The 26161-nt window shown below is 55.8% G+C and carries 26 protein-coding genes and 1 pseudogene; 3 read left to right on the top strand and 24 right to left on the bottom strand.

Annotated features, from left to right (window positions below; genetic code table 11):
* Nucleotides 1–30 precede the first annotated feature (30 nt).
* The 18 genes from flhB to AACR93_RS03035 form a co-directional block, all read right to left on the bottom strand.
* Nucleotides 31–1161 carry a flagellar biosynthesis protein FlhB gene (gene flhB, locus AACR93_RS03120; RefSeq protein WP_043849987.1) on the bottom strand — a complete coding sequence of 377 codons (1131 nt, stop codon included), beginning with the start codon at nucleotides 1159–1161 and terminating at the stop codon, nucleotides 31–33.
* Nucleotides 1154–1951 carry a flagellar biosynthetic protein FliR gene (gene fliR / locus AACR93_RS03115; RefSeq protein ID WP_041208914.1) on the bottom strand — a complete coding sequence of 266 codons (798 nt, stop codon included), beginning with the start codon at nucleotides 1949–1951 and terminating at the stop codon, nucleotides 1154–1156. The genes flhB and fliR overlap by 8 nt, the downstream gene beginning before the upstream one ends.
* On the bottom strand, nucleotides 1948–2217 hold the full coding sequence (gene fliQ / locus AACR93_RS03110; RefSeq protein WP_041208915.1) for a flagellar biosynthesis protein FliQ: 270 nt from the start codon (nucleotides 2215–2217) through the stop codon (nucleotides 1948–1950). The genes fliR and fliQ overlap by 4 nt, the downstream gene beginning before the upstream one ends.
* 23 nt (nucleotides 2218–2240) lie before the next feature.
* Nucleotides 2241–3002, bottom strand: coding sequence for a flagellar type III secretion system pore protein FliP (gene fliP / locus AACR93_RS03105; protein WP_043849986.1), 762 nt, complete (start codon nucleotides 3000–3002; stop codon nucleotides 2241–2243).
* Nucleotides 2989–3372: a flagellar biosynthetic protein FliO gene (gene fliO, locus AACR93_RS03100; protein WP_043849985.1), complete on the bottom strand. Its 384-nt coding sequence runs from the start codon at nucleotides 3370–3372 to the stop codon at nucleotides 2989–2991. The genes fliP and fliO overlap by 14 nt, the downstream gene beginning before the upstream one ends.
* Nucleotides 3369–3761 carry a flagellar motor switch protein FliN gene (fliN, locus tag AACR93_RS03095; protein WP_005298791.1) on the bottom strand — a complete coding sequence of 131 codons (393 nt, stop codon included), beginning with the start codon at nucleotides 3759–3761 and terminating at the stop codon, nucleotides 3369–3371. The genes fliO and fliN overlap by 4 nt, the downstream gene beginning before the upstream one ends.
* 50 nt (nucleotides 3762–3811) lie before the next feature.
* A complete protein-coding gene (gene fliM / locus AACR93_RS03090; RefSeq protein WP_041208918.1) occupies nucleotides 3812–4882 on the bottom strand; it encodes a flagellar motor switch protein FliM in 1071 nt (356 codons plus the stop codon).
* A gap of 7 nt (nucleotides 4883–4889) precedes the next feature.
* Nucleotides 4890–5405, bottom strand: a complete 516-nt coding sequence (gene fliL / locus AACR93_RS03085) for a flagellar basal body-associated protein FliL (RefSeq protein WP_041208919.1) — start codon at nucleotides 5403–5405, stop codon at nucleotides 4890–4892.
* A gap of 57 nt (nucleotides 5406–5462) precedes the next feature.
* Entirely contained in the window at nucleotides 5463–7337 is a 1875-nt protein-coding gene (locus AACR93_RS03080; RefSeq protein ID WP_043849984.1) for a flagellar hook-length control protein FliK, read from the bottom strand.
* Nucleotides 7338–7404: 67 nt separating this feature from the next.
* On the bottom strand, nucleotides 7405–7845 hold the full coding sequence (gene fliJ, locus AACR93_RS03075; protein ID WP_033114462.1) for a flagellar export protein FliJ: 441 nt from the start codon (nucleotides 7843–7845) through the stop codon (nucleotides 7405–7407).
* A gap of 27 nt (nucleotides 7846–7872) precedes the next feature.
* Entirely contained in the window at nucleotides 7873–9204 is a 1332-nt protein-coding gene (gene fliI, locus AACR93_RS03070) for a flagellar protein export ATPase FliI (protein ID WP_042031567.1), read from the bottom strand.
* A 52-nt stretch (nucleotides 9205–9256) separates the two neighbouring features.
* A complete protein-coding gene (gene fliH / locus AACR93_RS03065) occupies nucleotides 9257–10075 on the bottom strand; it encodes a flagellar assembly protein FliH (protein WP_043849983.1) in 819 nt (272 codons plus the stop codon).
* A gap of 69 nt (nucleotides 10076–10144) precedes the next feature.
* Nucleotides 10145–11206, bottom strand: coding sequence for a flagellar motor switch protein FliG (fliG, locus tag AACR93_RS03060; protein ID WP_033114465.1), 1062 nt, complete (start codon nucleotides 11204–11206; stop codon nucleotides 10145–10147).
* Nucleotides 11199–12902: a flagellar basal-body MS-ring/collar protein FliF gene (fliF, locus tag AACR93_RS03055; protein WP_043849982.1), complete on the bottom strand. Its 1704-nt coding sequence runs from the start codon at nucleotides 12900–12902 to the stop codon at nucleotides 11199–11201. The genes fliG and fliF overlap by 8 nt, the downstream gene beginning before the upstream one ends.
* Before the next feature lie 62 nt (nucleotides 12903–12964).
* Nucleotides 12965–13282, bottom strand: coding sequence for a flagellar hook-basal body complex protein FliE (gene fliE, locus AACR93_RS03050; RefSeq protein WP_041208924.1), 318 nt, complete (start codon nucleotides 13280–13282; stop codon nucleotides 12965–12967).
* A gap of 165 nt (nucleotides 13283–13447) precedes the next feature.
* A complete protein-coding gene (befA, locus tag AACR93_RS03045; RefSeq protein ID WP_041208925.1) occupies nucleotides 13448–14224 on the bottom strand; it encodes a beta cell expansion factor BefA in 777 nt (258 codons plus the stop codon).
* A 209-nt stretch (nucleotides 14225–14433) separates the two neighbouring features.
* Nucleotides 14434–15873 (bottom strand): pyruvate kinase, encoded by a 1440-nt coding sequence (pyk, locus tag AACR93_RS03040; protein WP_033114470.1) that lies wholly within the window; start codon nucleotides 15871–15873, stop codon nucleotides 14434–14436.
* Nucleotides 15874–16035: 162 nt separating this feature from the next.
* Complete coding sequence (locus AACR93_RS03035; RefSeq protein ID WP_005334759.1) at nucleotides 16036–16890, bottom strand: MurR/RpiR family transcriptional regulator; 855 nt, start codon at nucleotides 16888–16890, stop codon at nucleotides 16036–16038.
* 296 nt (nucleotides 16891–17186) lie between these two features.
* Here AACR93_RS03035 and glk point away from each other — a divergent pair, with 296 nt between their 5' ends.
* Nucleotides 17187–18203 carry a glucokinase gene (gene glk / locus AACR93_RS03030; protein WP_082044059.1) on the top strand — a complete coding sequence of 339 codons (1017 nt, stop codon included), beginning with the start codon at nucleotides 17187–17189 and terminating at the stop codon, nucleotides 18201–18203.
* A 196-nt stretch (nucleotides 18204–18399) separates the two neighbouring features.
* On the opposite strand, the gene AACR93_RS03025 is transcribed toward glk, so the two are convergent.
* Nucleotides 18400–18900: an SRPBCC family protein gene (locus AACR93_RS03025; RefSeq protein ID WP_041208927.1), complete on the bottom strand. Its 501-nt coding sequence runs from the start codon at nucleotides 18898–18900 to the stop codon at nucleotides 18400–18402.
* Between the two features lie 158 nt (nucleotides 18901–19058).
* Between AACR93_RS03025 and AACR93_RS03020 the strand changes: the two genes are divergently transcribed.
* The gene (locus AACR93_RS03020) at nucleotides 19059–19475 is read left to right on the top strand and encodes a GNAT family N-acetyltransferase (protein WP_082035469.1); all 417 of its coding nucleotides are present in this window, start codon (nucleotides 19059–19061) and stop codon (nucleotides 19473–19475) included.
* Here the strand turns inward: AACR93_RS03020 and AACR93_RS03015 are convergent.
* The 5 genes from AACR93_RS03015 to AACR93_RS02995 all read right to left on the bottom strand — a co-directional run bounded on the left by AACR93_RS03015 (nucleotide 19472) and on the right by AACR93_RS02995 (nucleotide 25116).
* Entirely contained in the window at nucleotides 19472–19969 is a 498-nt protein-coding gene (locus AACR93_RS03015; protein ID WP_043849979.1) for a hypothetical protein, read from the bottom strand. The genes AACR93_RS03020 and AACR93_RS03015 overlap by 4 nt on opposite strands.
* 10 nt (nucleotides 19970–19979) lie before the next feature.
* Nucleotides 19980–20780 carry a winged helix-turn-helix domain-containing protein gene (locus tag AACR93_RS03010; RefSeq protein WP_082044058.1) on the bottom strand — a complete coding sequence of 267 codons (801 nt, stop codon included), beginning with the start codon at nucleotides 20778–20780 and terminating at the stop codon, nucleotides 19980–19982.
* 265 nt (nucleotides 20781–21045) lie between these two features.
* Entirely contained in the window at nucleotides 21046–22572 is a 1527-nt protein-coding gene (locus tag AACR93_RS03005) for a methyl-accepting chemotaxis protein (protein ID WP_043849977.1), read from the bottom strand.
* Nucleotides 22573–22612: 40 nt separating this feature from the next.
* Nucleotides 22613–23344 (bottom strand): substrate-binding periplasmic protein, encoded by a 732-nt coding sequence (locus AACR93_RS03000; RefSeq protein WP_043849991.1) that lies wholly within the window; start codon nucleotides 23342–23344, stop codon nucleotides 22613–22615.
* A 533-nt stretch (nucleotides 23345–23877) separates the two neighbouring features.
* Nucleotides 23878–25116: a uracil-xanthine permease family protein gene (locus AACR93_RS02995; protein ID WP_043849976.1), complete on the bottom strand. Its 1239-nt coding sequence runs from the start codon at nucleotides 25114–25116 to the stop codon at nucleotides 23878–23880.
* Between the two features lie 304 nt (nucleotides 25117–25420).
* Between AACR93_RS02995 and AACR93_RS02990 the strand changes: the two are divergent.
* A pseudogene (locus AACR93_RS02990) lies at nucleotides 25421–26161 on the top strand (hint domain-containing protein); the annotation flags it as partial.

Here is a 26161-nt window from a genome sequence, read left to right as displayed (position 1 = left end):
TGATTTTATTTTGACTGTGTCAGAACTTTGTCATTTGCGATATTCAGGCGGAATAGGAAGATCTTTAGCCAGCGGCTGCGGGCGACGTCCATGTCCACGGCGGAACTTCTTGAGCTGGAACACATAGGCCAGCACCTGGGCCACAGCAGCAAACAGCCCCTCTGGAATTTCTCTACCCAGCTCGGTGGAGTGATAGATGGCGCGGGTCAACTCGGGAGAAGGCATGATGGGAATATTGTATTCACGGGCGATCTCCCTGATCTTCATCGCCACCTCGTCAGTCCCCTTGGCGATCACCTTGGGTGCGGCACCAGGCTTGCCCGCCTCATATTTGAGGGCAACAGAGTAATGGGTCGGGTTGGTGATAACTACATCCGCCTTGGGCACTTCCCCCATCATCCGGCGCGCAGCCATCTCCATTTGCAGACGACGGATCCGCCCTTTGACCTCTGGCTTACCTTCGCTATCCCTGAATTCGTCTTTTATCTCCTGCTTGGTCATCTTGAGCTGACGCATGTGATTCCACTGCTGGAACGGCACGTCTATGGCCACAATAGGGATAAGGGCACAACAGAGGATGATCAGCATCCAGAGAAAGAGTTCTAGCGCATCAATGATGCCACCGGGGTATCCCTCCATCGAGAGATTGAGCAGATGGTTAAACTGGCTGGAAAGCATCCACCATGCAAACAGGGAAATAAACACAACCTTGGCAATCGACTTGACCAGCTCGACCAACGATTGCACCCCGAACATCCGCTTCAACCCGTTGAGCGGGCTCAGCTTGCTGAACTTAGGCATCATCGCCTCGGCGGAGAAGTTCATCCCCCCCATCAGGGTATTGCCGATAAAAGCGGCAATGGTAACCAGCGCAAAAAGCAGACCCAGCGGAAGGATCAATTCCCCAAGCAGCGCTGGAACCATGGCGATCATGGCGTTGGGGTCGAAGGCCTGCTCCCTGTCCAGAGTAAAACCGGTCGTCAACACTTTGATCATGGCGCTGGCGAGCGACCCCTTGAGCATCAGCAGCCCGAACACGGCTGAAAGCAAGACACTGGCGGTACCCAGCTCCTTTGAACGCGCAATCTGCCCTTTTTCACGGGCTTGTTGCAGTCGTTTGCCCGTGGGTTGTTCAGTACGTTCCTGATCGGTATCAGCCATGGGCGCCCCCCAAACACTGGGTGTCAATCAGCTCGCAGCTGACCTCCTGCACCCGCTCCCACAGACTATCAAAATGGCCGAGAAAACCACCGATAGTGAGCCAGAGGATGAGCAGACCCGACATCATGCTGACGGCAAAACCGATACTGAAAATATTGAGCTGAGGAGCAGCCCGGGTCATCACGCCAAAAGCGAAGTTGATAAGCAGCAGCGCCACTATGGCAGAGAGCGACATAACCAGCGCAGCCTGATACATAACCCCCAGGAATTTGCTCAAGGTTTGCATGGAGGAAACCGAAAGACCGCTATCGGAGACGGGGAGTGTCTCAAAGCTGAGGATGACCAGTCGCAGCATCACCAAATGACCATCGAGCGCCAGAAAAACCAGCGTCGCTAGCATCAGATAAAACTGGCCGACCACTGGTGTAGCCTGACCATTCATGGGGTCAACCAGGGTGGCAAAACCCAGACTGGTCTGCATGGCGATTACCTGCCCCGCCATTACGAAGCTCTCCATCAGAAACTGGGTCATCAGTCCCAGCGCAATGCCTATAAGCAACTGCTGGGCCAATACCAGAAAACTGCCGACGGAAAAAAGCTCGATAGGAGGCATCTTGGGTAGAAGAGGCGCAATCAGAAAGGTAATGGCAAGGGCCAAGCCAATCCGGATCCGGGCTGGGGCAAGACGGCTACCAAACACCGCCATCACCATCAGCAGGCTACTCACCCGGGCAAGTGGCCAGAGGATGGAAGACAACCACTCCATGATAAGAGCGGTTGTGTAGGTCATCCCACCACCTCGGGGATCTGGCTCACCATTAGCTGAAAGAAGTCCATCAGACTCTGCAAGCCCCAGTGAGCACCAACCCCCAAAGCTAAAAGCGTCACAATCAGACGAGGCAGAAAGCTTAAGGTCTGTTCGTTGATGGAAGTGGCCGCCTGAAAAATAGCTACCAGCAGGCCAACGAAGAGGCTGGGCAGTATCACGGCACAGACCATGATCGTGACTAACCAGAGCGCCTCGCGAAATACGTCGACAAAGGTTTCAGGGCTCATACTGCCTGCTCCTTCGGCCCGGCTTAGCCGGTACCCAGTCCGAAACTGTTGGCCAGAGAACCCAGGATCAGGTTCCAGCCATCCACCATGACAAACAGCATCAGCTTGAATGGCAGTGAAACGATCATCGGCGAGAGCATCATCATCCCCATCGCCATCAAGATACTGGCCACCACCAGGTCGATAACCAGAAACGGCAGAAACAGCATGAAGCCAATCTGAAAGGCAGTTTTCAGTTCGCTGGTCACAAAAGCCGGGATCAACACCCGCAGCGGCACATCGGCAGGTTTCTCCACCTGCACGTTGGCGATCTCCATAAAGGTATTGAGATCCTTGATGCGAGTTTGCGCCAGCATGAACTGATGGATGGGTAATTCGGCCCGCTCCAGCGCCTCTTTCGCCTGAATGGTCTCTGCCAGATAGGGCTGCAACGCTTCATTGTTGATGCGATCGAGCACTGGCGACATGATGAAAAACGACATGAAGAGGGCGATGCCGATCAGCACCTGGTTGGAAGGGCTCTGCTGCAACCCGATCGCCTGACGCAAAATCCCCAGCACTATGATGATGCGGGTAAACGACGTCATCATGATCACCATGGAAGGCAAGAACGAGAGCGCCGTCATCACCGCCAGAACTTGCAGGGTCAGGCTGTACTCCTGACTACCATCAGCCATGGTTTTGACGGTCACAGCCGACATGGCATCCTGTGCCACGGCCAGCGAGGAGAAGAGTAGCGGGGTCAGCAGGCTGATCAGCAGCCAGATCCAGTTAGCTTTTTTCATGCTTACCCATCAATTTGCCAAGCTGCTGGGAGAAAACCTGAGGCTGATTTTCATCGAGCGGCTCTTCCAAGCGATAGAGGAAGTTGACCTGCTGTGGCGTGACCCCGACCAGCAACTGCTGTTCACCTACTTTGACCACCAGCAACTTCTCTTTGTAGCCCACCGGCAGGCTGGCTATCACCCTCATCTGGCCGCCTCCCATGGCAGTGGCAATTTTGCTCTTCTTGAGCAGAAAGCCCAGTACCAGAATAAGGCCGATCACCATCAGGCTGGAGAGCAACCAAGAGCTCAGGCTGGGGGCATTGACTGCCGCCCCCACATCGGCCAGTGCCGGCAAGGGCAGCAGCAGTAACAGCAGCATTCGCATCATTTGAGTTTCTTGATCCGCTCAATCTGGCTGATGACATCGGTCAGACGGATACCGAACTTGTCGTTTACCACTACTACCTCACCGTGGGCGATCAGGGTGCCGTTGACCAGCACATCCAGCGGCTCACCGGCCACCCGATCCAGCTCAACTACCGAGCCCTGGTTCAGTTGCAGCAGGTTGCGAATGCTAATCTGGCTGCGGCCCACTTCCATGGCGATGGTGACAGGGATATCCAGAATGGTATCGAGCTTGCGGCGCTCCTCGGCACTGATGGGGGCGTCATCTTTCAACTCTTCCAGCGGGGCTGGCTTGGCTTCCGCCGTCACCTGCTCTTCCAGAGCGGCAGCCCATGCGTCCGCCATCAGATCCTCTTCCTCAGTTCCGCTCATCTTGCTTCCTTATCGCTACTTCATAACCGTTTATCGCAATAAACCGTCGATTATCTCTGTTGATCCTCGATGCTGCGCTCCAGCTCTTCCAGCTCGGCCTCGCCATCGATACGTACACCACCCCGGGTCACCAGATGCATCTCGGTCTTGACCCCTTCCGGGCGCTTGAGTTTGTCGGTGATCTTGAGAGCGACATTATCCTTGGTGCGCCCCATCTTGGCGTGGAAAGTCGGCAGGTCTTCCACGAAAACCAGCAGGTTTTCCGGCATCTCGACCGGGATGATATCACCAGGTTGCAGCTCCATCAGCTCGCGCAGGGTGAGCTCGGTCTCCAGCAGTTTGGCCCGCAACTCGACCTTGACGTCCATGATCTCGTCGCGCAGCGCCTTGCTCCAGCGCACATCGGTATCACCCTTGTCACTCTGTACACCGGCATCCAGCAGTTCGCGGATGGGCTCCAGCATGGAGTAAGGCATGGCCACATGGAAGTCACCACCACCACCATCCAGTTCGATGTGGAACGAGCTGACCACGATCACTTCAGTCGGGCTGACAATGTTAGCCATTGCCGGGTTCACTTCGGAGTCGAGATACTCAAAGCCCACATCCATCACCGGAGCCCAGGCATCCTTGTAATCTTCAAACACCAGCTTGAGCAGCATCTGGATGATGCGTCGTTCAGTGGGGGTAAATTCACGCCCTTCAATTTTGGCGTGGTAGCGACCATCGCCACCAAAGAAGTTCTCCACCAGGATGAAGACCAGCCGGGCCTCCATGGTGATTAGCGCAGTCCCTTTCAAAGGGCGGAAACGCACCATGTTGAGACTGGTTGGCACAAACAGGGTATGAACATACTCGCCAAACTTGAGCATCTGTACGCCGTTGATGGATACCTCGGCAGTACGGCGCATCATGTTGAACAGACTGATCCGCATGTGGCGGGCAAAACGCTCGTTCACCAGCTCCAGCGTCGGCATGCGGCCACGGACGATGCGGTCCTGGGAGGAGAAGTCGAACTGGGCTACGCCGGGATCCCCCGCCGAGCCTATCTCCTCCTCTTCGACATCATCGACACCGTGCAAGAGAGCATCAATTTCGTCCTGACTTAACAGATCGCTCACGCTTCACCTACTGCATTACAAAGCCGGTAAACAGCACTTGTTCGATAACGGGGGAAGAGACCAGATCCTTGAGCACCCGGCGACACTCTTCCAGTGAATCCTTGCGCAGCTTCTCCTTGCCTTCGAAGGTCATCAGCTGTTCGGCCGTTGCTGCGCTGAACACCCGCAGCAAGGTGCCTTCAATCAGGGGGATATTCTGCTTGGCCAGCGTCTCATCGGCGGTACCGCGCACCTGCAGCTGGATCTTGATCTGCACCAGACGATCTCGCTGTACGCCAGCTACGTTGAAGACAAAGGGACGCGGCATCGATACATAAAGTGAAGGCTGGGGCGCCTCCTCCTTGGGTTTGGCCTCTTTCCCCTCGGCAGCTTCGGCGGCCGGTTTCTCCGAGCCGGAGAGCATCAGAAAGGCGCCAGCACCGCCACCACCCAGCAGGATTACGGCAAGGGCGATGATAATGATCAGCTTCTTTTTCTTGCCCGCGGCCGGATCTTTCAGGGTTAATTCGTTATCGTCTGCCATCCCTTGTCCACCCTCATATCAAACTTGTTCGATATCATAAACTTACTCGGGATTGCATCAAGCATAGAAATCAATTCCGGAACCGTTTGTCGATTCCACCAGCACATTGAGGGTAGATGTAGTCACATCCCCCGTCTCCTGCCCTCTGCCGGAGCCTGACTGACCACCACTCTGGCCCTGACCACCAGAGGTTGCCTGACCTTGCTGTTGCTGCTGTTGGGACTGATGCTGCACCTGAGTTTGACCAAGCTGGATCCCCTGCCCCGCCAGCATGTCGCGCAGACGCGGCATCGCCTGCTCCAGCATCTCACGAGTCTGTCCATGTTGTACCACGAAATGGACGCTGGCCTGACTGGAAGCATCGATCTGGATCTGGATTTTCATCTTGCCAAGGCCGATGGGGTCGAGCTGGATCTCAGCCTGCTGCAGCTTGTCCGCCAGCATCAGGTTGACCTTCTGGTGCAACTCGGCTGGGGCTTCCTGGCCAGCCAGCTTGAGGTGAGGCAAATTCTGCGGCTCGCGGCGCTGTGCGCCCTCGGCGGCTGACGGGGTCCGGTTTTCGGCAACCTGCACCTGCGTCTGGCTGTTCTGGCTATGTTGCACCGACTGACTCTGGCTGCTTTCGCTGGCCGCCTCGGTCACCACCACACTTTGGTTGGTACTATCCACTTTGGGTTTTACATCGAGTTGGGCTGATTTGCGAAGCGGAGTCGCTCCAGCCGCCTCCATCTGCTGAATGCCTGCGGAGATGGTCGACAAGGGGGCCTGTGGCCCCTGCGATTCAACCTGTGCCAACACCTGCTGTGGCGCAACCATCACGGGTTCCGCGCTGGCAGGAGCAGGTGCCTGAGCGCTCTGGGTCGTGACAGAGACGGGAGCAGTTGCAGCCCCTTCGCGAGCACTCTGGGCTGTCGGCGCCGGATTGCTATCTGCCGTTGTCTGCTGCCCGGCGCTCTTGCCATCCCCTTGTGCGCCACCTTGTGACCCATTCTGAGCCGTACCATCGGCTTGCTTGAGCCCTTCGTGGAAGGTCTTGAGCGCCTCACCCTGTCCCTGAGGAGGGGTAGTCTGGGCTGCTTGTCCCTTGTTCAGCGGCACAGCACTATCCATTTCACTGTCGGGCCCGACTTGCGAACCAGAAGCCGTTTCCGGCTTGCTAACCGGGGCAGACTCGCCAGTTGGCATCAGTTTGGCCAACTGGGCAACACGTTCGGCTCTGGAGAGAGGTTTATCCCCCTTGGCGGCAGGTACTGGCTCCCCCTGCCCCTTGAGTTCAGCATCTCCTTTGAGAGTGCTGGCGCTCTGCCCTTCGCCGGTATTCTCAACGACCGCTTCTTCAACTACAGCCTGAGCGGATTCACTATTCTGAACGGTGGACACAGCTTGTGCGGACGCCGCAGCAAGCTTCTCCAGCATGGTTCCAGCGGCTACCGAGGGCGGCAGAGCCGACTTGTCAGTCGCGCTCGGTTTGACATCATCACCAACCTCAAGCGCATGCTGCGTCCCCTCTTGCGGCAACAGATTGCCGTCAGCAGGAGCCGCGGCAACGATGGCAGGCGTTACCAAAGAGGTGTCGAGTTTGAGGGAGTCCTGCAGACGCAGCAGAAAATCGTTGGGAGGCAACTCGTCCCCCTTCTTCTCGCCATCTTCTTTGATGCTGCTATCGCTCTCGGTCGCCAAAGATTTGGCTGATCGGTCGTTGCTGCCGGATTTGTTGACGGCACTCTCTGCTGCTCCCTTCTCTGCGGACCCTTTATCTGCTGGCCCCTTATCCTTGCTCTGCGCCTTTGCAATCAGAGAGGCGAAGTCACCCTTGCTGTCGAGGGCTCCGGCGCTATCCAGATTGGCAGTTTCGGGTGTACCGTTCAGGGCGGCTTTGTCCAACCCGTTCGTCTGAGCCGAAGGCGCTTGTGTCAACACTGTCTGCATCATGATGGAGTCCCTGAATTATGGAGGTTCCCTGCGAGATGACCTCCGACCATGTTCAGTTCAAAGCAAGTTACAGGCCAGATTGATGGAAGCGCCGCAAGATAGCGTACTCATCCAGCATCTTCTGCTCCTGGCGCTGGGCCTTCTGCTGTTCGCGGCTAGCCTGTTTTTCCAGCAGCAACTCCACCGCCTTGCGCCGCTGCTGGGCTGCCAGCCACTCTTCGCGGCGCTGCTCCAGCGCCTGCCGCACCTGCAACACCCCTTCGTACTGCTGGGTTGCCGCCTGCTCGAGCTTGTTGATAAAGGCGTGATACTGGGCGTTCTGCTGCGGAGAGATCCCCTGCAAGCCGCGATCGGTCCACTGCTGGTGATAGATCTGGCGATACTGGTTGAGGGCATTCTGCTGCTCCATAAACAGCTTGAGATCCTGCTGGGCCTTCGCCAGCGCGAGCGCACACTGCTGCTCCGCCTCCACCAGCCGTTCCGACAACAATATCAACCCTTTACTCATGGATCTGCTCCACCATCCAGCGACTCATCAACGCATCAGTGGCATCGCCACCATCTGCAAGGCCTGCAGGCCATCGTCATAAGGGATAACCTCGCGCATCCCCTGCTGCAAGAACTGATCCAGATAGGGTTTCTGGATGATGGCACGGTCGATACGGGGATCAGAGCCCTGGCTGTAGGCACCTATGGTGATGAGATCCCGGTTCTGCTGATAGAGGGAGTAGAACTGCTTGAGGGTGCGCGCCAGATCCATGTGTTCCGGCGAAGTCACCATAGGCATGACCCGGCTGATGGACTTCTCGATGTCGATGGCGGGATAGTGGCCCGCATCAGCCAGCTCGCGTGACAGTACGATGTGGCCATCGAGGATCGCCCGCGCAGCGTCGGCGATGGGATCCTGCAGATCGTCCCCCTCGGTCAGTACGGTGAAAAAAGCTGTAATGGATCCCTGCCCATCGCTGCCGTTACCGGCCCGCTCAACCAGCGCCGGCAATTTGGCAAACACCGAGGGCGGATAACCCTTGGTAGCCGGCGGCTCGCCCACGGCCAGCGCAATCTCGCGTTGGGCCTGGGCATAACGGGTAAGAGAGTCCATCAAGAGCAGCACGTTGAGCCCCTGATCGCGGAAATACTCGGCGATGGCCAGTGCGGTTTCGCACCCCTTGAGACGCATCAGCGGCGAAGCATCGGCGGGAGCTGCCACCACCACGGAGCGGGCACGCCCCTCCTCGCCCAGGATATCCTCGATGAACTCCTTCACCTCACGGCCCCGTTCGCCGATAAGCCCAACCACAACCACATCGGCTACCGAGCCGCGGGTCATCATGCCGAGCAGCACGGATTTACCAACACCGGAGCCGGCAAACAGCCCCATCCGCTGGCCCTGACCGACGGTCAGCACCGCATTGATGGCACGCACCCCGACATCCATCGGCTGATGAATGGGGCGACGCGCAAGCGGATTGATGCGGTGCTGGGCAAACTGCACCGTCTGGGAGGAAAGAATGGGGCCGAGGCCATCCAGCGGCTGACCGATACCGTCGATCACCCGGCCGAGAAGATTCATACCGACCGGAATACCATGCTCTTCGGTGATGGGCACCACCCGGGCACCGGGAATGACCCCCTTGAGCTGCTCGCTCGGCATCAGATAGAGGCGATCACCAGAGAAGCCGACCACTTCAGCCTCCAGCGTCCCATCAAGGGTATCGATACGGCAGAGCGCGCCTATGGCGGCACGGCAGCCGATGGCTTCGAGGGTCAGCCCCACCACCCGGGTCAATTTGCCGGCAACCGGCGGTTTGGGAGCGCTATCGCGCACCTTGTACCCTTGCAACCGGTTCAGTAGCGAGCCGCTCATCTGGCCTCCTGAGGTAGAAAACTGTCAACCGGACAGCAGTGTCCGGCCTTGATTACGGGTGCGGATCCGGCGAGGAGTTATTGGGCGTCGCGTTGTCTCGCAAGAAGTTGCGTAGCAGCTGGTCAATGCGTCCGGAAAGAGTCAGGTCGATACTGGAGAGCTCGGTCGCCAGTTGCAGATCGCCGGGAGAGAGGGTGGGATCGCTCTGCAGCCACCACTGGCGCTTGACACACTCCTCGGCACCGAACGCCTGCTCGACCCGGGCAATATCGTCGGGATGCAGCATCAGCGTCACTCCCTGTTCGGCGGCAGGCAGCAGAGCAATCCCCTGCTTGAGCGCCTCCAGCAAAATACGGGGAGAGGTTTCGGCCTCATGGCGGATGAGGGCCCGCGCCAGTTGCAACACCAGTGAGAGCAGCTGCTGCTCCACTGCCTGATCCAGCTCGTTGAGAGGATTGGCCAACCGGGCTACCAGAGCTTGCCAGTGAGCCATCTCCTGCTCCACCAGTTCGCGCCCCATGGCCAGCCCCTCTTCGCGCCCCTGCTCGAGACCGGCGGAATGGCCCTGTTGCAACCCTTCCAGCTTGCCCTCTTCCAGCCCCTTGGCATAACCGGCCTCACGCCCTTCAGCCATCCCCTCTTCCCAGGCAGCCTGGCGAATTGCCTCCAGCTCCTCGGCAGTGATGGAGGGGGTCGGCTCCTGTTCGGGTTCCGGCTCGACGACCTCTTCTTCCTGCTGATACCAGTCGGGGGCCAGGCCGAGAGCGTTGGTCTCGACCTCGGCCTCGACCTCCATCTCGGGCCAACCCCAGGTTTCGATCCGGGCATCGTCCCCGTCAGGCCGCACATAACCACGCAGTTTGTTGTTCATGGATTAGCGCAGCTCCTCGCCACCGCCGGATACAGCCCCGGCAAAACCGTAGAGTGTATGGCCCATGGCTTAGAGGAACTCCTCGCCGCCACCGGCACCCAGCATGATCTCGCCAGCATCCGCCAGACGACGGGCAATGGAGAGGATCTCCTTCTGGGCGGCTTCCACTTCGGAAACCCGGATCGGCCCCATGGCCTCCAGATCGTCTGCCAGCATCTCGGCGGCACGCTTGGACATGTTCTTGAAGATCTTCTCGCGCATCTGATCGTCCGAACCCTTGAGGGCCCGTTGCAGCAGATCGCCCGGCACTTCTCGCAACATGGTCTGGATACCGCGGTCGTCCACATCGATGAGGTTCTCGAACACGAACATCAAATCCTGGATCTGCTGGCTCATCTCCTCGTCCGACTCGCGGATGGAGTCCATCAGCTGACCTTCGATGTTGGTGTCGAGGTAGTTCATGATGTTGGCCGCAGCCTTCAGGCCGCCCATCTTGGCTGCCTGGGCACCCGCCGCACCGGCGAACTGTTTCTCCATGATGTCGTTCAGCTCTTGCAGCGCCGCCGGTTGTACCTCTTCCAGGTTGGCGATACGCATCACCAGATCGAGGCGCACCTGCTCGGGGAACTGGCTCAGGATCTCGGCTGACTGCTCCGGCTCCAGATAGGAGAGCACGATGGTCTGGATCTGCGGGTGTTCGTTCTGGATGATGCTGGCCACCTGACGGGCATCCATCCACTTGAGCGAATCGAGGCCGCGGGCACCGGAACCGAGAATGATCTGATCCACCAAGTTGCTCGCCTTGTCTTCGCCAAGGGCGGCCACCAGAGCCTTGCGCACGAAATCTTCGCTGCCGATACCGATGTTGGTGTACTTCTGGATATCGTCGATGAATTGACGGTGTACCGCCGCTACCCGGTCGTGACTGAAATCCGACATGGAGGCCATCGACATACCGAGCCGCTGCACCTGCTTGGGCTCGAGATGACGGAAGATTTGGGCCGCATCCTCTTCATTGAGGCTCAGCATCAACACTGCCGCCATCTCCATCCCGGACATCTGCTCCAGAAGCTGGCGCTGACTGTCGGTGATGTCGTTGCCAGTTACCTGGCTCTTATTCTCTTCAGGCATCTTTGGTTACCCACTCTTTAATGACCTGAGCGGCCAGATCCGGCTCGTTCGCCACCAGGGCACGCACGGCCTTGAGCAAATCTTCATCCCGGTGCAGATCAGGCAACTTGAGCTGACCATCGCGCAATCCGAACACCGGCTCTGCTTCGGCCTGAGCCGCCAGCAGACTCAACTCGTCGTCACCACCCAGCACAGTGTGGTTGTCGAAATCCAATTCGCCTTCCGGCTTGGCGTCCGGATAGAGCAGCCGCTTGAGCATGGGGCGAACCACGGTCACGATCAAGACGATAATAACCAGTACGGAGGCTGCGATGCGCACCGCACGCCAGAACCAGGGTTCATCATAGACAGGGGTGGCAGCCACGGCTTCAAGCTCGGGGCGGTTGAACGGGATGGCAACCACTTCCAGAGTGTCACCACGGGTCACATCAAAACCCAGGCCACCGCTCAACAGACGACGCAGGGTATCGAGCTCAGCCTGGCTGCGCGCCTCGCGAGTCACCTTGCCATCAGCGGCAGTCATCGACTTGTAATCTACCGCCACGGAGACGGTCATGCGGCGGATCCCCCCCATCTGGCGACGGGTATGGCTGACGGTGGTATCCAGCTCGAAGTTGCGGGTGGCCTCTTTGCGTGAACGGCCATTGGCAGCGGAGCCACTCTCGCCGGCAGTCGCCTGCTCGGGAATGGTGGATGCTGCTGGCGGCTGGTTGCTGAGCGCCCCAGGGACACCGCCGTTGCTGCTACCGGAGCTGTTCTCTTCCAGCGTCATTTCGGAACGCACCGCCGGCAGATCCGGGTTGTAGGTTTTGCGGGTCTGCTCCTGCTGGGAGAAGTCGAGGGAGAGATCCACTTCCGCCGTATAGTTGTCAGCCCCCAGTACCGGGATCAGAATGGCGTCAATTTTTTGTTTGTATTCGAGCTCCTGCTTCTGCTGCATCGCGAACTCTTTGCGAGTCTGGGCAGCGAGAGGATCTTGCGAGCCGGAGTTGAGCAGGCGGCCGTTCTGGTCGGTAACGGTGACACGAGTCGGTTCAAGGCCGTGGACTGCCGAGGCGACCATATCGACGATGGAGTCCACCTCGCCCTGACCAAGCGCCGCCCCTTTCAGGTTGAGTACCACGGTCGCACTGGGTTTACGTTCGTTGCGGGCAAAGACGTTGTCTTTCGGGATGGCCAGCAGCACTTGGGCCTTGGCCACATTCTGGAACTGCTCGATAGCACTGGCCAGCTGGCGCTCGCGGCTCAGCTTGAGGCGCTCCGCCTCCATCCGCTGGCTCACACCGAAGCTGGAGTCCTTGAGCAGGATATCTTCGCCGTCACTGCTGGCGTCGGTTACATTGGCCAGACCGGCACGGGTCAGCGCCAGCTTGATATTGGGGTAGTTCTCGGCACTGACCAGCACGCTCTTGCCATCCACCTCGTAGGGGATCTTCTGCTGATCGAGGAAGTCGAGGGTCTTGACCAACTCCTGGGTGGTATAGGTGCCGAGGGGACGCATGTCCGGCTCCTTCCCCCAGAGCAGGATAAACACGGCAATGGCCAGACAGATGGCAAGTCCCAGGATCAGGGTGATCTGGCGCAGTACATCGGTATTGGACAGAAAGCCCAGTGCCGAACTCTTCTGCTCATTCTCATCGAGGGCGGCAGTACCCTCATCGTTTAGCAGCAGATCGCCGTTTTGGTCAGTAGCCACGATTTATGTCCTTATTGCTGACATGTTCATGATGCCCGGTCGTCATGATTCGTTGAAATCCTTTATACCGGCATGTTCATGATGGTCTTGTAGGCATCGACCATCTTGTTGCGTACCTGTACCGTGGCCTCGAACGCGATGGAGGATTTCTGCCCGGCAATCATCACTTCGGCCAGATCCACTGACTTGTCACCCATATCGAAGCGGGTGCGCAGATCGTTGGCGGCGCCTTGCAATTCGTTGACGTTGCCCAATGCCTGTTGCAGCAGCAGGCCAAAGTCGGAGCTGACCTGACGGCCCGGCTGTGCCAGCGGGGTTGCACCGGCCTCTACCTTGAGTGCCTGCATCTCTTGCATCAGGCTGCTTGCACTAATTTCCATTTTTCCATCCCCAGACAAATCATTGACGCTGACAGCCAACAAGCAATTATGATGCCAAACAACAGATCCAAGTCTGGACAAGGGTTGCAGCGAGGGGAAAGCACTGCAACCCGATGAAGGGATAACGCCAGAGCGAAGAGAGGGTGAACCCTTTCTGAGGCGACCTTATTGGGTCAGATCCTTGTCGATCCAGTATTTGGATCCGGAGATATTGGCATCGAGCAGCAGCCCCTTCTCGCCAATCTGATAGATGGCCATGCCGCCGTTGTATTTGGCGGTCAGTTCAGCGCTCTCCTTGCCGGCCACCACGCCCACTTCGGAGGTGGCCTCCCAACCCTGGGTCACGAAGGCATCGAATCTGGCCTTGTCTTCAAACAGGATCACCTGCTGATAAAACTTGCCACCGATCCCGGCTGCAAGACCCGCACCAAACATCTTCATGTAGGTGTGTTTGCCGGTTTTCCGATTAACTGCCACACCGGCCCCCTGATTGGTGTGGAGCATCAGGGAGAACTTGCGCGAGTCGAAGACGGCGTAACCATAAGCCTTGTCAAACAACAACTTGGCTGATGGCTGTTCATTGAAGAGATGTATCAGCGCAGTATCAGACATGGTGTTGAGCGCAATCCTTGCCTCTTGTGCCGTCTTGGGGTTGACCATTTCCGTGAGTTTTTTGTCGGCGACAACCAACCACTCCTTACCGGTCGCTATGCTCTTGTCAGTCCAGACACCGGCGGTATTGAACGCCTCCTCACCCCAGGTCGAAATAGAGGCCCAGCTCTTCTTGGAGAAATCGCTGACATCCTGCCACACCTCCTTGCCGGTTTCGCTCAACGCACTTCCGAGATCGGATGCCGCCGCCTTGAGCTTTGCCCAGTCGGCATAGCAGGGGGAGATGGCCAGACTCACGGCCAGCCCCAGCAACCACTTGTGATTCTTCATCCTTTTGCTCCCATATGCTTCGGCTTCATGGCATTCACCTATCCGCGCGGGTCAGGGCAAACACCTTGGACAATCTTGCGCATTATCGGGATGGGCTCCGCCATAAGCAATCTTCGAGTCCATTCCCACAAGTGAGAGGTACACCAGACAGTAATAAAAAAGGCCGCTCACCGAAGGGAGCAGCCTTGATAATCAACCAGTAAAATCGCTTATTCGACCATCATCACCTTGCAGGTGTTGGTACTGCCGACGGTCTCCATCTTGTCACCGTGGGTCAGCAACACCATGTCACCACTCTGCAGCAGACCTTTGGCTTTCAGGACATCCAGCGCATCGCGGCACACTTCATAGACCGGCTTGGTCTCGTCGCCGTCAAACAACACAGGGGTGACGCCACGGTAGAGGTTGGTCCAGGCCAAGGTCTTGTTGTGCGGAGACATGGCAAAGATCGGCAAACCGGAGCTGATACGGGACATCAGCAGCGGGGTGGTACCGGATTCGGTCAGCGCCACAATCGCCTTGACCCCTTCAAGATGGTTGGCCGCATACATGGTCGACATGGCTACCGCTTCTTCGACAGAAGTGAAGGTGTAGTTCATGCGGTGGTTGGATACGTTCAGGCTCGGATGCTTCTCGGCACCGACACAGACACTGGCCATGGAGGTCACGGTCTCGATGGGGAACTGACCGGCAGCGGTCTCGGCAGAGAGCATCACGGCATCGGTACCATCCAGCACGGCGTTGGCCACGTCCATCACTTCGGCACGGGTCGGCAGCGGCGCATTGATCATCGACTCCATCATTTGAGTCGCGGTGATCACCACCCGGTTCAGACGACGGGAGAAGCGGATCAGCTTCTTCTGTACACCGACCAGCTCGGGGTCACCGATCTCGACACCCAGATCGCCACGTGCAACCATGACGGCGTCGGAGCCGAGGATAATGTCTTCCATCGCTTCGTCAGTGGCGACAGTTTCGGCGCGCTCAACCTTGGCCACGATCTTGGCATTGGAACCGGCTTCGCGGGCCAGCTCGCGGGCGTAGCGCAGGTCATCGCCACAACGGGGGAAGGAGACCGCCAGATAGTCCACGTTCATACGGGCGGCAGTCTTGATATCTTCCTTGTCCTTCTCGGTCAGAGCTGGCGCGGAGAGACCGCCCCCTTTCTTGTTGATGCCCTTGTTATTGGAGAGCGGGCCAGCCACGGTGACAGTGGTCAGAATACGGGTGCCTTCGACGCTCTCTACCTTCAGCTGCACACGGCCATCATCCAGCAACAGGATATCGCCCGGCACTACATCGTTTGGCAGGCTCTTGTAGTCGATACCAACCTGCTCCTGACAACCTTCCCCTTTGCCAAGGGCCGCATCCAGCACGAATTTGTCACCGATAGCCAGATAGATCTTGCCGTCTTTGAAAGTGGAAACGCGGATTTTCGGCCCCTGCAGGTCACCCATAATGGCAACGTGACGGCCCAGCTTGGCAGCAATTTCACGCACCTGATTGGCGCGCAGGATGTGATCTTCAGGAGTGCCGTGAGAGAAGTTCATCCGCACCATGTCGGCACCGGCGCGGATGATCCCTTCGAGGATCCCTTCGCGGTCGGTAGCAGGACCGAGTGTGGTTACAATCTTTGTACGTCTAGGCATGAAAGACTCCGATATGAAGTTGATACGAGTTGAGATTCTGCCCCATCAAGCCAATGGCTAGATGCACCCGTTTGCAAGCCCTCTGGGTGGCTTTTGTTACTAAATTACAATACTACACCAAGGCGGGTGGCATAGACAGTCGGGGGCAAAGCCCCCGACCATTCAGGAAGAGTGCGGGGTTTCAAAGCGGGATTCGCGCAGTCCCTCTTTAACCTTCTTCAGGTTTTCGCGAAATTTCATTCCCCGGCGCAGGGTAAAACCGGTTGCCAGCACATCAACCAACGCCAGCTGGGCGATGCGGGATGCCATCGGCATGTAGACGTCAGTATCTTCCGGCACATCCATGGAGAGCACCAGATTGCACTCGCGCGCCAGCGGGGAGTCTTTGGCGGTCATGCCGATGACGGTGGCGTCGTTCTCACGGGCCAGCGCTGCAATTTCCACCAGCGCCTTGGTGCGACCAGTGTGGGAGATGAGAACAACCACGTCCCCTTCGCTGCTGTTGATGCAGCTCATGCGCATCATGACGATGTCGTCAAAGCTCACCACCGGTATGTTGAAACGGAAAAACTTGTTCTGGGCATCGCGGGCCACTGCGGAGGAGGCGCCAAGGCCAAAGAAGCTGATCTTTTTGGACTGGGTCAGAATATCGACACAACGATTGATGGCGGAAATATCCAGACTGTTTTTGGCTGCATCAAGGCAAGCCATGGTGGATTCGAAGATCTTGGCGGTATAGGTATCCGGACCATCTTCCGCTTCCACATGACGATTCACATAAGGGGTGCCATTAGCCAAGCTCTGGGCCAGATGCAGTTTGAAATCAGGGAATCCTTTGGTATCAAGGCGACGGCAAAAGCGGTTGACGGTCGGCTCGCTGACATCGGCCATCTTGGCCAGGGCGGCGATACTGGAGTGAATAGCCGTCTGTGGGGATGCCAAAATCACTTCGGCGACCTTGCGCTCTGATTTACTGAAACTTTCCAAGTTGTTTGTAATTTTATCAAGGGTATTCATCATCACCACCAGGCATTTTGTAATTTAGCTTCAGTGTCTTTGCACTCAATTTACGGCTAAGCAGGTTTCCAATCAACCTGATGACTATACAAGACAAGCGGTTAACGCAACTAACACCCACAATACAAAGTATGACTCATCTCTAATTATTTCGTTCTTTTCGTTACAAAATGTCACTGCCGATTGAAACCGCTTACAAATGTTGCAAAGCAACAACACTGTGAGCGGGCGCACGTTTGTGCGTCTCCAACAGACGACCATCGCTTTGGCTCGGTTAGAATTGGCGGAAAATAATAATGTCGGGGCGCCACTGGTCGTCCACACCTTGTAACGAAGGAGTTGTTATGCAGCATACCCATGCACTGGTCGGCGATGTCGGCGGAACCAATGCTCGCCTGGCCTTGTGCGAACTGGCCACCGGCGAAATCTCTCAAGCCAAGACTTACTCAGGTCTGGAGCACCCATCTCTGGAAGCGGTCATCCGCCTTTATCTGGAAGAACACAAGGCTCAAGTCAATGAAGCCTGTATCGCGATTGCCTGTCCAATCAACGGTGACTGGGTCGTCATGACCAACCACAGCTGGGAATTTTCCATCAGCGAGATGCAGGCCAACCTTGGCCTTGGCCGTCTTCAGGTGATCAACGACTTCACCGCCGTCTCCATGGCAGTACCGGTACTGGCTGAGGAAGAGCGTATCCAGCTGGGTGGTGCAGCCCCCGTTGCCGGAAAACCTATTGCTATCTATGGTGCTGGCACCGGACTTGGTGTGGCACATCTGGTGAAAGCAGGCGAGCAGTGGCTCAGCCTGCCGGGTGAAGGCGGTCATGTGGATTTTGCAGCCAACAATGAAGAAGAAGATGCCGTTTTGCAGGTGATGCGCGGCGAACTCGGCCATGTCTCGGCCGAACGCTTTCTCTCTGGTCCGGGCCTGGTCAATCTCTATCGCGGGCTGGTCAAATCAGACGGGCGTGAACCTGAAGCACTTGAACCCAAAGCGATCACCGAACGGGCATTGGCCGGATCCTGCCTCGATTGCCGCCGTACCCTGAGCCTCTTCTGCGTGTTGATGGGTCGCTTTGCCGGTAACCTGGCCCTCAATATGGGTACGTTCGGCGGCGTCTATATCGCCGGTGGCATAGTGCCGCGTTTCAAGGAGTTCTTTATCAACTCGGGTTTTCGAGTGGCGTTTGAAGACAAAGGCCGCTTCAAATCCTATCTCAAGGAGATCCCGGTTTTCCTCATTACCCATGAGGGCCCGGGGCTGCTTGGCGCTGGCGCCTACTTGCGTCAGTCGATGGGTATGGCCATCTGAACAAAGGCGGGAATGGGGCTGAATGATCCATGGTTCAGCCTCAATTCAGTGATCCGGACATATAGTGTCGGCACGTAACCAAGAGAGCTGGAATTCACAAGGAGTGGAAACCACTTTCATCCACTGGATACGTTTGTCACCTGACAAGCCTGAACTGTTTCAACCGGCCTTCTGGCCGGTTTTTTTTATCTGCAAATTACTGCGCCAGCGACTTCAACTGCGCTTTGTCAGGCGGATTGCTCCAGTCAATAGGGCCGTGAGTAAAGCGGTACTGCAGCCGTGGTAAGCTGGTCTCCAGCCACTCTTCCCGGAAATAGGCATAGCCCTGATCCCAGTCTGGATCATTGGCCCAACCGGTTTGCAGGAAATAGAGACGGGTACCCTGCCCTTCCGGTACAAAGCGCAGACAAACCTGAGTCTTTTGCTGGCGGATGTGCGGGAAAGAGGGAGGGAAATTCCAGCTGAAACTGAGCAGGTCATAGGGCATCACAGCCATCACCCGGCATCCTTCACTGCCACGCTCCCCAAGCGGAGCATCCGGTCTGAAGTAGATTTCGAACGGGCCATTCGGTTCGGCAACCATCAAACACTCGGGCGCCAGAAAACTGCGCAGGCCACTCTCTGTTGTCCAGGCATGCCAGACATCGTCTATATGAGCCGGAACAAAGATGTTGCCTTCAATCTGTTTATTGTCCATAAATCAGCGAGCCTCAAGCCATCCATACAGGGGACTTCGGCAGTATAGCCCCATGCTCATGACAATAGACAGAGCTTAATCACGTCCTTGTCATTTACTTCTGAACAACAAAAAACTAGGCACATATGATGTGCCACAGCCTGACCAGGGAGGTCACAATGATCCGCGTAATGGAACAAAAAGATATTCCCCAACTAGCCCAGCTCTTCCTGAAAAGTCGCAGAGATACGTTTCATTGGGTTGAACCAGCCAGGTTCCAGCTTGATGATTTTGAGCAACAAACAGCAGGAGAGGAAATATGGATTGCCGAACACGGAGGAAATATCTGTGGCTTTATTGCAATCTGGAAACCCGATAATTTTGTCCACCATCTTTATGTTTCGACAGACTGGCATGGCCACGGGATTGGACGAGCCCTGCTTGAACAGGGCCTTGCTACTGGCCCAGGATCACTAAAAGTCGCCACTCGCAATACTGCTGCCGTTGCTTTTTATCACCGGCTTGGCTGGATAGAGACCGAAGAGAGAGGTCACTGCGATCTTACCGGCCCCTGGTGCACACTAATCAAGGCTTAACCTTCACTCTGCCCTTTGGTTGGCAATAGCGGTGCTGGAGGAAAGAACCAGCGGTAGAGATCAAACCACCCATCACGCTCTGCAATCACAACCTCGTGTACCGGATCTCGCTGAAAAATCGCCACCTTGTTTTCCGTCAACGGCACCCAAGCATAGTTAACCAATGCGTACTGGGACTGGATGAGATTGTATTCGTTCAGATAAGAGTCGTCCTTGCCAGACTCGTGGAGCTGTACCCTGCTGTCGATGAGATATACCAGCTGGTCAAACAACGTCAGTTGAAATCCGGTTATCCGCCATTTCTCCTTGGTGGACTCTTCCTCCTCAATCACGGTGATCTTGCCCCAACGACATACCCCATGATAATTGACGCCATTCGCAGACATTCGAAGTTCGTAATGACATCCTAGGCTGTTAATGAACATCCCCGCGACAAAAAACAGTACCAAGGACAGCGGTAGAAACATCAAGGCATTTTTCAACGTTCGTTTCATCAGCCATCCCTTAAGGCGTTTGTTCTAACTCTTGGTAGGAAAAAATACGCACCTGATGGCCCGAGATCAGAACCAGAGAATCAGGCTTGGTGACAGGTACTTCGCTTTTGGCTTCCATACGGCAGACAAGTCCCAAAGCGCCCTCGCCACAGCTGACGTGGAGCCATTCAAAATGCAAATAACTGGCAACAGAAAGCAATAACAAGACCAAAGCAATATTTATATAGGTCAAGGTTTTTGCCAACATCGGCCGCCCCAAGCGACGCAGCATTGCAAACTTGATACGTTGCATGAGGGATGTTGCCTCGGCTGTTGTGGGGGCAACTACCTTATCACCGGATGAAGAGGCTGTTTCAGGAGACGTAAGATGGGAGGATGTAGCAATGATCTCATCCGATATGGGATATACGTCAGTGACCACATTTTCGGGTTCCTGATAGCCATATCCCGCGATGACCTTGCAATTCAGATGCAAGGAATAACCCTTTTTAGGCGTACTTTTTATATCGAGAATCTGAGGCGTCTGGACGAAGTGGCGACGGATATTGGCAATAGCTACGTTCAATGAATTGGGGCTGATAGGACGCCCTTGCCAACCAATATCCAGCAGTAAATCCTTGTCACACACTTCATCGGGATGATCCAGTAAATAGCAAAAGATGAGAGACTCAGCCGATGAAAACCGGGCTGTCTTGCTGGTTTGTGCAGCCTCTGAATCCGCACCAAAAACAAGCTCCCGCCTTTTAACATCAAAAACATAATCACCGAAATGGTAGGTTGATATGTTATTGCCTGTCGCAACGCCCGTCATATCAACCCCTTGCTATTTTCTTCATCGTCAAGCAAACCGGAATCCACATCCAGATAGTATCAAACAGCTCCGAAAACGACCTGTCATCGCGGGAAATTCTAATGGGTAAGGATCTGCTTCACAATAGGAGCCAGAGAAGTGTACGACGGGAAAAGGGAAAGTCAGGGCAGTATTTATCTGTATCACCTTTCAATAGTTCCCCCGGCCAGACCGGGGGAACAGGCAGGATGAATCCGTTGTTTGGTATGGCATAAAGAGAACCATTTCAGACCCTAAACTGCTTCAACAATGTGTCCAGCTGGGCTGATAACTGACGCAGATCGCTGCTTGCTTCGGCAACCTGGGCAACTCTTCCAGCATTTTCACTATTGAGTGTCGCAATCCGGTTGACGCTGTGGCTCACCGCCTCGGCAACCGAATGTTGCTCCTCCGAAGCCTGCGCAATATACATGTTCATCTCGCGGATCAGGCTGACCTGATTCTTTATCTTCTCAACCGACATCTGCACATCAGCGGCTTCAGCGCCAGCCTGCGATGCCTTGTCCTGGCTCTGTTGCATCCCAGCCCCCACATTCTGGGTAGCCTGTTGCAAGCGCTTAATGCTGGCGCTGATCTCTTCCGTTGACTGGCGAGTACGCCCGGACAGCGTCCTCACCTCGTCGGCCACAACGGCAAAACCTCGCCCTTGGTCTCCGGCTCTCGCAGCCTCGATAGCTGCATTGAGCGCCAGAAGATTGGTTTGTTCGGCAATGCCGTTGATCACTTCGATAATATTGCCGATGCTGTTGCTCTCGGTAGACAAAGAACGCATCAGTGTCGCAACCCGTTCCACTTCACCCACCAGCTGTCTGATCGCCTCATTGGCATGACCTGCCAGACTATATCCCTGCTCTACATAAAGATTGGCCTCATCGGTCGCCGTAGAGGTTTTCACTGCATTCCCTGCCACTTCCTGCACTGCCTGGCTCATCTCGGTGATAGCCGTTGCAACCTGATCCAATTCGGATTGCTGGGCATCGCTACCACTGCGGGTATCGGCAGACAAATTGTCACACCGCTCTGCCGTTTGCAGAACCCCCACCGACAACTCGTTAATCTCCGCCACCATCTCCTGCAGCTTGGCAATAAAGTGGTTGATGTTGATAGCAAGCGTCCCCATCTCATCCTGACGGTTGATTTTCAAACGCTGGGTCAGGTCACCGTCTCCTTGGGCCAAATCGAACACGGCTTGATTCATCTGGTTGAGCGGTCGCAGCACATTGCGATGCATCAGAACCATCAGCAAGGCGATGATGCAGATATCAAGCACCACAATCTGCCAAACAGTAGTAATCAGTTGCTGCCGCAGGTGTGCCTGAATAGCGGCATCACTGGTATGCACCAACAAGCGAGCTACCGTCGTCTTCTGGCCGCTGTCGTCATAAACCAGATCATGACCACTGTATGTGCTGATATCGGCGGGGATTGTACTGATCGGTGCAATCGACCCCGCCTCATCACGAGAGAAACCGGCTACCAGCTTGTCCTTGCTGACCACCAGCAAGGCACTCAGCATGTCGGCAGCCAGCTCGGACTTGAGCGATGCCTCGATAAATGAGGATTCGTAGTTCCACAAAGGACCGGGCAAAGAGAGCTGCAGCCGGCTGATGGCCTGCTCCACCAGCTGCGCTTGTGTGCTGTAGCTCTCCGCCCTGGAGGCACTGTAATTGTACCCCCCAAACAATACCAACAGCAGACTCACCGACAGGGAGGTCAGCACGGCAATCCTGAATTTCAGACTTTTCCAATCCATGGCTTCCTCCCGGTATTAACGGCAGCCCGAGCAGTAAGACTTACTGGTACTTGGCGTTGATCTTCTCGATGGTGCCATCAGCTTTCATGGCTGCCAGGATTTCGTTCAACTTTTTAATAAGCTCATCAGGGGTATCTTTGTTGAACGCCAAACTCATCTGGGTTTCCTTGAACACGAATACCGGTTTGGGATTGGCTGCCTTCTCCTTGTTCGCCAGATAGGGGGCCAGATACTGACCAGTCGCCCACAGATCGATACGTTCAGCCTCCAGTTTTTTCACGTTTGCCGTATCGTTGGCGGCTAGCTGCAACTTGGAAAAACCCTGTGCTTTCAGATACTCGGCAGCAGCATCGCCGTTATAGCCGCCGACCGAATACTGTTTGGCATCGTCCAACGACTTGATCGAAATATTGGCAGTGGAGCTGGAGAAGAAGACCCAGTTATTGTTGACCAAGGGGCCAACCCATTTGAACAGAGTTTCACGTTCCGGCGTGCGAGTCGTGGAATAGAGCGCGGTGTTGGGGGTACTGAGGGTATCTTCATAAGCCCGTTTCCAGGGCATCAGGGTAATCTTGTATTCAACTCCAGCTCGCTTGAACAGCTCTTCAACGACCTCGGTAGAGAGGCCGACAATCTTGCCCCCTTCCCCTTGCATGTTGAACGGTGGGTAATCCTCAGTCATCACGTTTAGCGGTGCAGCCTGCGCCGCTCCCAACGCCAGCACGGAAGAGACTGAAAACAGGGCACCTTTCCACAACAATTGATAGTTCATTGCGACCTCGCTTTGCTTGCCATTCATCCCTAAACCCCCGCCGTCATCAATGGCTGGGCTGTATGACCCGAACTCGGGCCGTGCCGGTTTTCACGGCTCGCTACCCGCGAATCAGATACGCAGCAGCAAACAGATTCGAATGGTGTTAGCGAGCCACCATTTGGAGAAATGTGGCTCGAACAAAATCTGTGGCCAAATGGCAATGAAAGAGATGGGGGCAAGTAACCGTGGATGAGTTACGACGTGAAATGCATCCAACCTTGATGTGATATACGAAGGCACCTTAATGATGTGCCAACACGTGATCAGGAAAGACTGAGTGAGAACACCAACATCCATTTTCTCGTCCCTGCTCAAGACTGCCTAAGAGCCAAACCTGTCCTTTAGCTAAGGCCACGCAGAGAGATCCGTCAAATAGGTGCAGTGACATAAAGTCGCTGGCGAGGCAATCCTTGATCCATGACAAAAAAGAGAAAGCATAAAGCCACCGTGAGGTGGCTTTATGCTTATCCGCTTGAGACGTCTGGCAAAAATCAATCCTTGGCGGAGTCCATAACCCCCTCTTCTGAGTGGGCTGGCAGGATCAGGTTGAGCAGGATGGCGGCAACAGAAGCCAGACCAACACCAGCCAAGGCGAAGTCACCGATCTTCATCTCCAGCGCACCGACACCCACGGTCAGGGTTACGGCCACGATGGCGATATTGCGCGACAATCCCAGATCCACTTTGGATTCGACCAGCGTCTTGAGACCGATGGCAGCGATGGATCCGAACAGCAGCAGCATGATACCGCCCATCACCGGCATCGGGATGGAGGTGAGCAGCGCATTGAACTTGCCAAAGAAGGCCAGAATGATGGCAAATACCGCAGCCCAAGTCATGGTAGCCGGATTGAAGTTGCGGGTGATCATTACAGCGCCGGTTACTTCTGCATAGGTGGTGACGGGAGGGCCACCGATCAGGCCAGCGAAGCAGACACCGATACCGTCACCGGCCAGAGTTCGGTGCAGACCCGGATTTTTGGTGTAGTCCTGACCTGTCACACCCCCAATGGCGAGCACGCCACCGATATGCTCGATACAGGGAGCAATCGCCACCGGCAGCATGAACAGCGCCGCGGCCCAGTTGACCTCAGGGGTTTCAAAGTGAGGCAACGCCAGCCAAGGGGTGTTGATCAGACCATCGAAGTTAACCTGTCCCATCAGCACGGCAGAGACATAACCGGCAATCACGCCACACAGGATGGGGATCAGCTTGATCCACCCCTTGCAGAACACAGCAGCAATAAGGGTAACCGCCAGCGAAATACCGGCCAGAGTCAGCGCGGTTGATGCGGGAACAACCTGCTCGCCACCGGCACGCCCCATCGCCATGTTGCAGGCCACCTGAGCCACGGAGAGACCAATCACCATGATCACCGGGCCAATCACCACCGGCGGCAGCAATTTATGGACAAATCCCATCCCTTTCGCCCGTATCAGCGCAGCCAGAATGAAATACATGAAACCGGCGGCAAACAGACCGAACATGGTAGACGGCAAGCCCCAGGTCTGGGTGGCATAGATGATGGGAGCAATGAAAGCGAAGCTGGAGCCCAGAAAAATGGGCACTTGGCGGCGGGTACAGAGCTGGAACAACAGGGTGCCCACACCGGCGCCAAGCAGGGCCATGGAGGGGTTCAGTCCGGTGAGCAGAGGCACCAGAACCATGGCACCGAAGGCAACAAACAAGATCTGCAGCCCGGCGACACTTTGCTTGACTAGGGAAAACATGGATGTCCTTAATTTTTTGATAACTGATAGGGATATTTGACACTTTTCAGTTATCGAAAGACGCTTTCAAGGTAAAAAGTGAGCATCTTGGCATCACAAATTACGTTTTACTGCTTGGGGAGGGCATGAAACAGGCTTTTTAGGCGGGATTCGTTGCTACAAGCATCGAGTATGCGATTTTACGTACTTTTGTGACAAACGCCAATCGTTTTTCCATCATGTTTGCTTTACAGGTCTCCGCTCAAGGTCGCCGAACACAGCTCTATACTTGACCACATGGTTCAAAATGGACAAGGAATCCTCCATGCCAAAGCCCCCTTTCAAACCGACACAACGCAGGCTCCTGATTGGTTCTGCCATTGCATTAGCCCTATTTGCCAACCCGTTTAGCTATGACTTTGCCCATCAAGAGTGGCAGGTGACCAAGGCATATGCCGAGTCCTGCTTCGTTGCTGGCACCCGCATCACCATGGCCGATGGAAGCGAACGTCTCATAGAGACATTGCAAACAGGTGAACGAGTTCTGGATCAATATGGCCATACCAACCAGATCTTGGCGGTAGAGCGTGTGCTCTTGGGTGATCGCAGACTCTATGGCATCAACCAACTGCCTCCTTTCTTTACCGGCGAACACCCATTCCTGACCACTCGCGGTTGGGCTGCTATCTCACCAGCCATGACTCGTGCCGAAAACCCGACATTGATTGTATTGCCCCTCTTTACCGGCATGCGACTACTGGGATGGTCGGCCGCCGCTAACGCTGGCAACTTGGCATTGGCACCGCAACCGGTTGAGCTGCTGGTGGAATCCCTCTATTGGATTGACGCGCCACCTACCACCGAGCTGTTCAACCTGGTTCTTAATGGTACCCACAGCTATATAGCCAATTCATTAATCGTGCATAACAAGGATGGTAATGGGGGTGGCAGCGACCACGGAGGCGGTGGTAACGACAATAGCGGCGGTAGCAGTGACCACGGAGGCGGTGGTAGCGACAATAGCGGTGGTGGCAGTGACCACGGAGACGGTGGTAGCGACAATAGC

Source organism: Aeromonas sp. L_1B5_3, assembly GCF_963866575.1.
In the GTDB taxonomy this organism is placed as follows: Bacteria; Pseudomonadota; Gammaproteobacteria; order Enterobacterales; family Aeromonadaceae; genus Aeromonas; species Aeromonas jandaei.
The sequence above is the reverse complement of the archived record's forward strand: the minus strand, read 5'-3'. Positions and strand labels throughout refer to the sequence as shown.

Excerpts from the sequence above, each read along its gene's own strand:
- flhB (WP_043849987.1), bottom strand. The coding sequence starts at position 1,161 with ATGGCTGATACCGATCAGGAACGTACTGAACAACCCACGGGCAAACGA.
- fliR (WP_041208914.1), bottom strand. The coding sequence starts at position 1,951 with ATGACCTACACAACCGCTCTTATCATGGAGTGGTTGTCTTCCATCCTC.
- fliQ (WP_041208915.1), bottom strand. The coding sequence starts at position 2,217 with ATGAGCCCTGAAACCTTTGTCGACGTATTTCGCGAGGCGCTCTGGTTA.
- fliP (WP_043849986.1), bottom strand. The coding sequence starts at position 3,002 with ATGAAAAAAGCTAACTGGATCTGGCTGCTGATCAGCCTGCTGACCCCG.
- fliO (WP_043849985.1), bottom strand. The coding sequence starts at position 3,372 with ATGATGCGAATGCTGCTGTTACTGCTGCTGCCCTTGCCGGCACTGGCC.
- fliN (WP_005298791.1), bottom strand. The coding sequence starts at position 3,761 with ATGAGCGGAACTGAGGAAGAGGATCTGATGGCGGACGCATGGGCTGCC.
- fliL (WP_041208919.1), bottom strand. The coding sequence starts at position 5,405 with ATGGCAGACGATAACGAATTAACCCTGAAAGATCCGGCCGCGGGCAAG.
- AACR93_RS03080 (WP_043849984.1), bottom strand. The coding sequence starts at position 7,337 with ATGATGCAGACAGTGTTGACACAAGCGCCTTCGGCTCAGACGAACGGG.
- fliJ (WP_033114462.1), bottom strand. The coding sequence starts at position 7,845 with ATGAGTAAAGGGTTGATATTGTTGTCGGAACGGCTGGTGGAGGCGGAG.
- fliI (WP_042031567.1), bottom strand. The coding sequence starts at position 9,204 with ATGAGCGGCTCGCTACTGAACCGGTTGCAAGGGTACAAGGTGCGCGAT.
- fliH (WP_043849983.1), bottom strand. The coding sequence starts at position 10,075 with ATGAACAACAAACTGCGTGGTTATGTGCGGCCTGACGGGGACGATGCC.
- fliG (WP_033114465.1), bottom strand. The coding sequence starts at position 11,206 with ATGCCTGAAGAGAATAAGAGCCAGGTAACTGGCAACGACATCACCGAC.
- fliE (WP_041208924.1), bottom strand. The coding sequence starts at position 13,282 with ATGGAAATTAGTGCAAGCAGCCTGATGCAAGAGATGCAGGCACTCAAG.
- befA (WP_041208925.1), bottom strand. The coding sequence starts at position 14,224 with ATGAAGAATCACAAGTGGTTGCTGGGGCTGGCCGTGAGTCTGGCCATC.
- pyk (WP_033114470.1), bottom strand. The coding sequence starts at position 15,873 with ATGCCTAGACGTACAAAGATTGTAACCACACTCGGTCCTGCTACCGAC.
- AACR93_RS03035 (WP_005334759.1), bottom strand. The coding sequence starts at position 16,890 with ATGAATACCCTTGATAAAATTACAAACAACTTGGAAAGTTTCAGTAAA.
- glk (WP_082044059.1), top strand. The coding sequence starts at position 17,187 with ATGTCGGGGCGCCACTGGTCGTCCACACCTTGTAACGAAGGAGTTGTT.
- AACR93_RS03025 (WP_041208927.1), bottom strand. The coding sequence starts at position 18,900 with ATGGACAATAAACAGATTGAAGGCAACATCTTTGTTCCGGCTCATATA.
- AACR93_RS03020 (WP_082035469.1), top strand. The coding sequence starts at position 19,059 with ATGATCCGCGTAATGGAACAAAAAGATATTCCCCAACTAGCCCAGCTC.
- AACR93_RS03015 (WP_043849979.1), bottom strand. The coding sequence starts at position 19,969 with ATGAAACGAACGTTGAAAAATGCCTTGATGTTTCTACCGCTGTCCTTG.
- AACR93_RS03010 (WP_082044058.1), bottom strand. The coding sequence starts at position 20,780 with ATGACGGGCGTTGCGACAGGCAATAACATATCAACCTACCATTTCGGT.
- AACR93_RS03005 (WP_043849977.1), bottom strand. The coding sequence starts at position 22,572 with ATGGATTGGAAAAGTCTGAAATTCAGGATTGCCGTGCTGACCTCCCTG.
- AACR93_RS03000 (WP_043849991.1), bottom strand. The coding sequence starts at position 23,344 with ATGAACTATCAATTGTTGTGGAAAGGTGCCCTGTTTTCAGTCTCTTCC.
- AACR93_RS02995 (WP_043849976.1), bottom strand. The coding sequence starts at position 25,116 with ATGTTTTCCCTAGTCAAGCAAAGTGTCGCCGGGCTGCAGATCTTGTTT.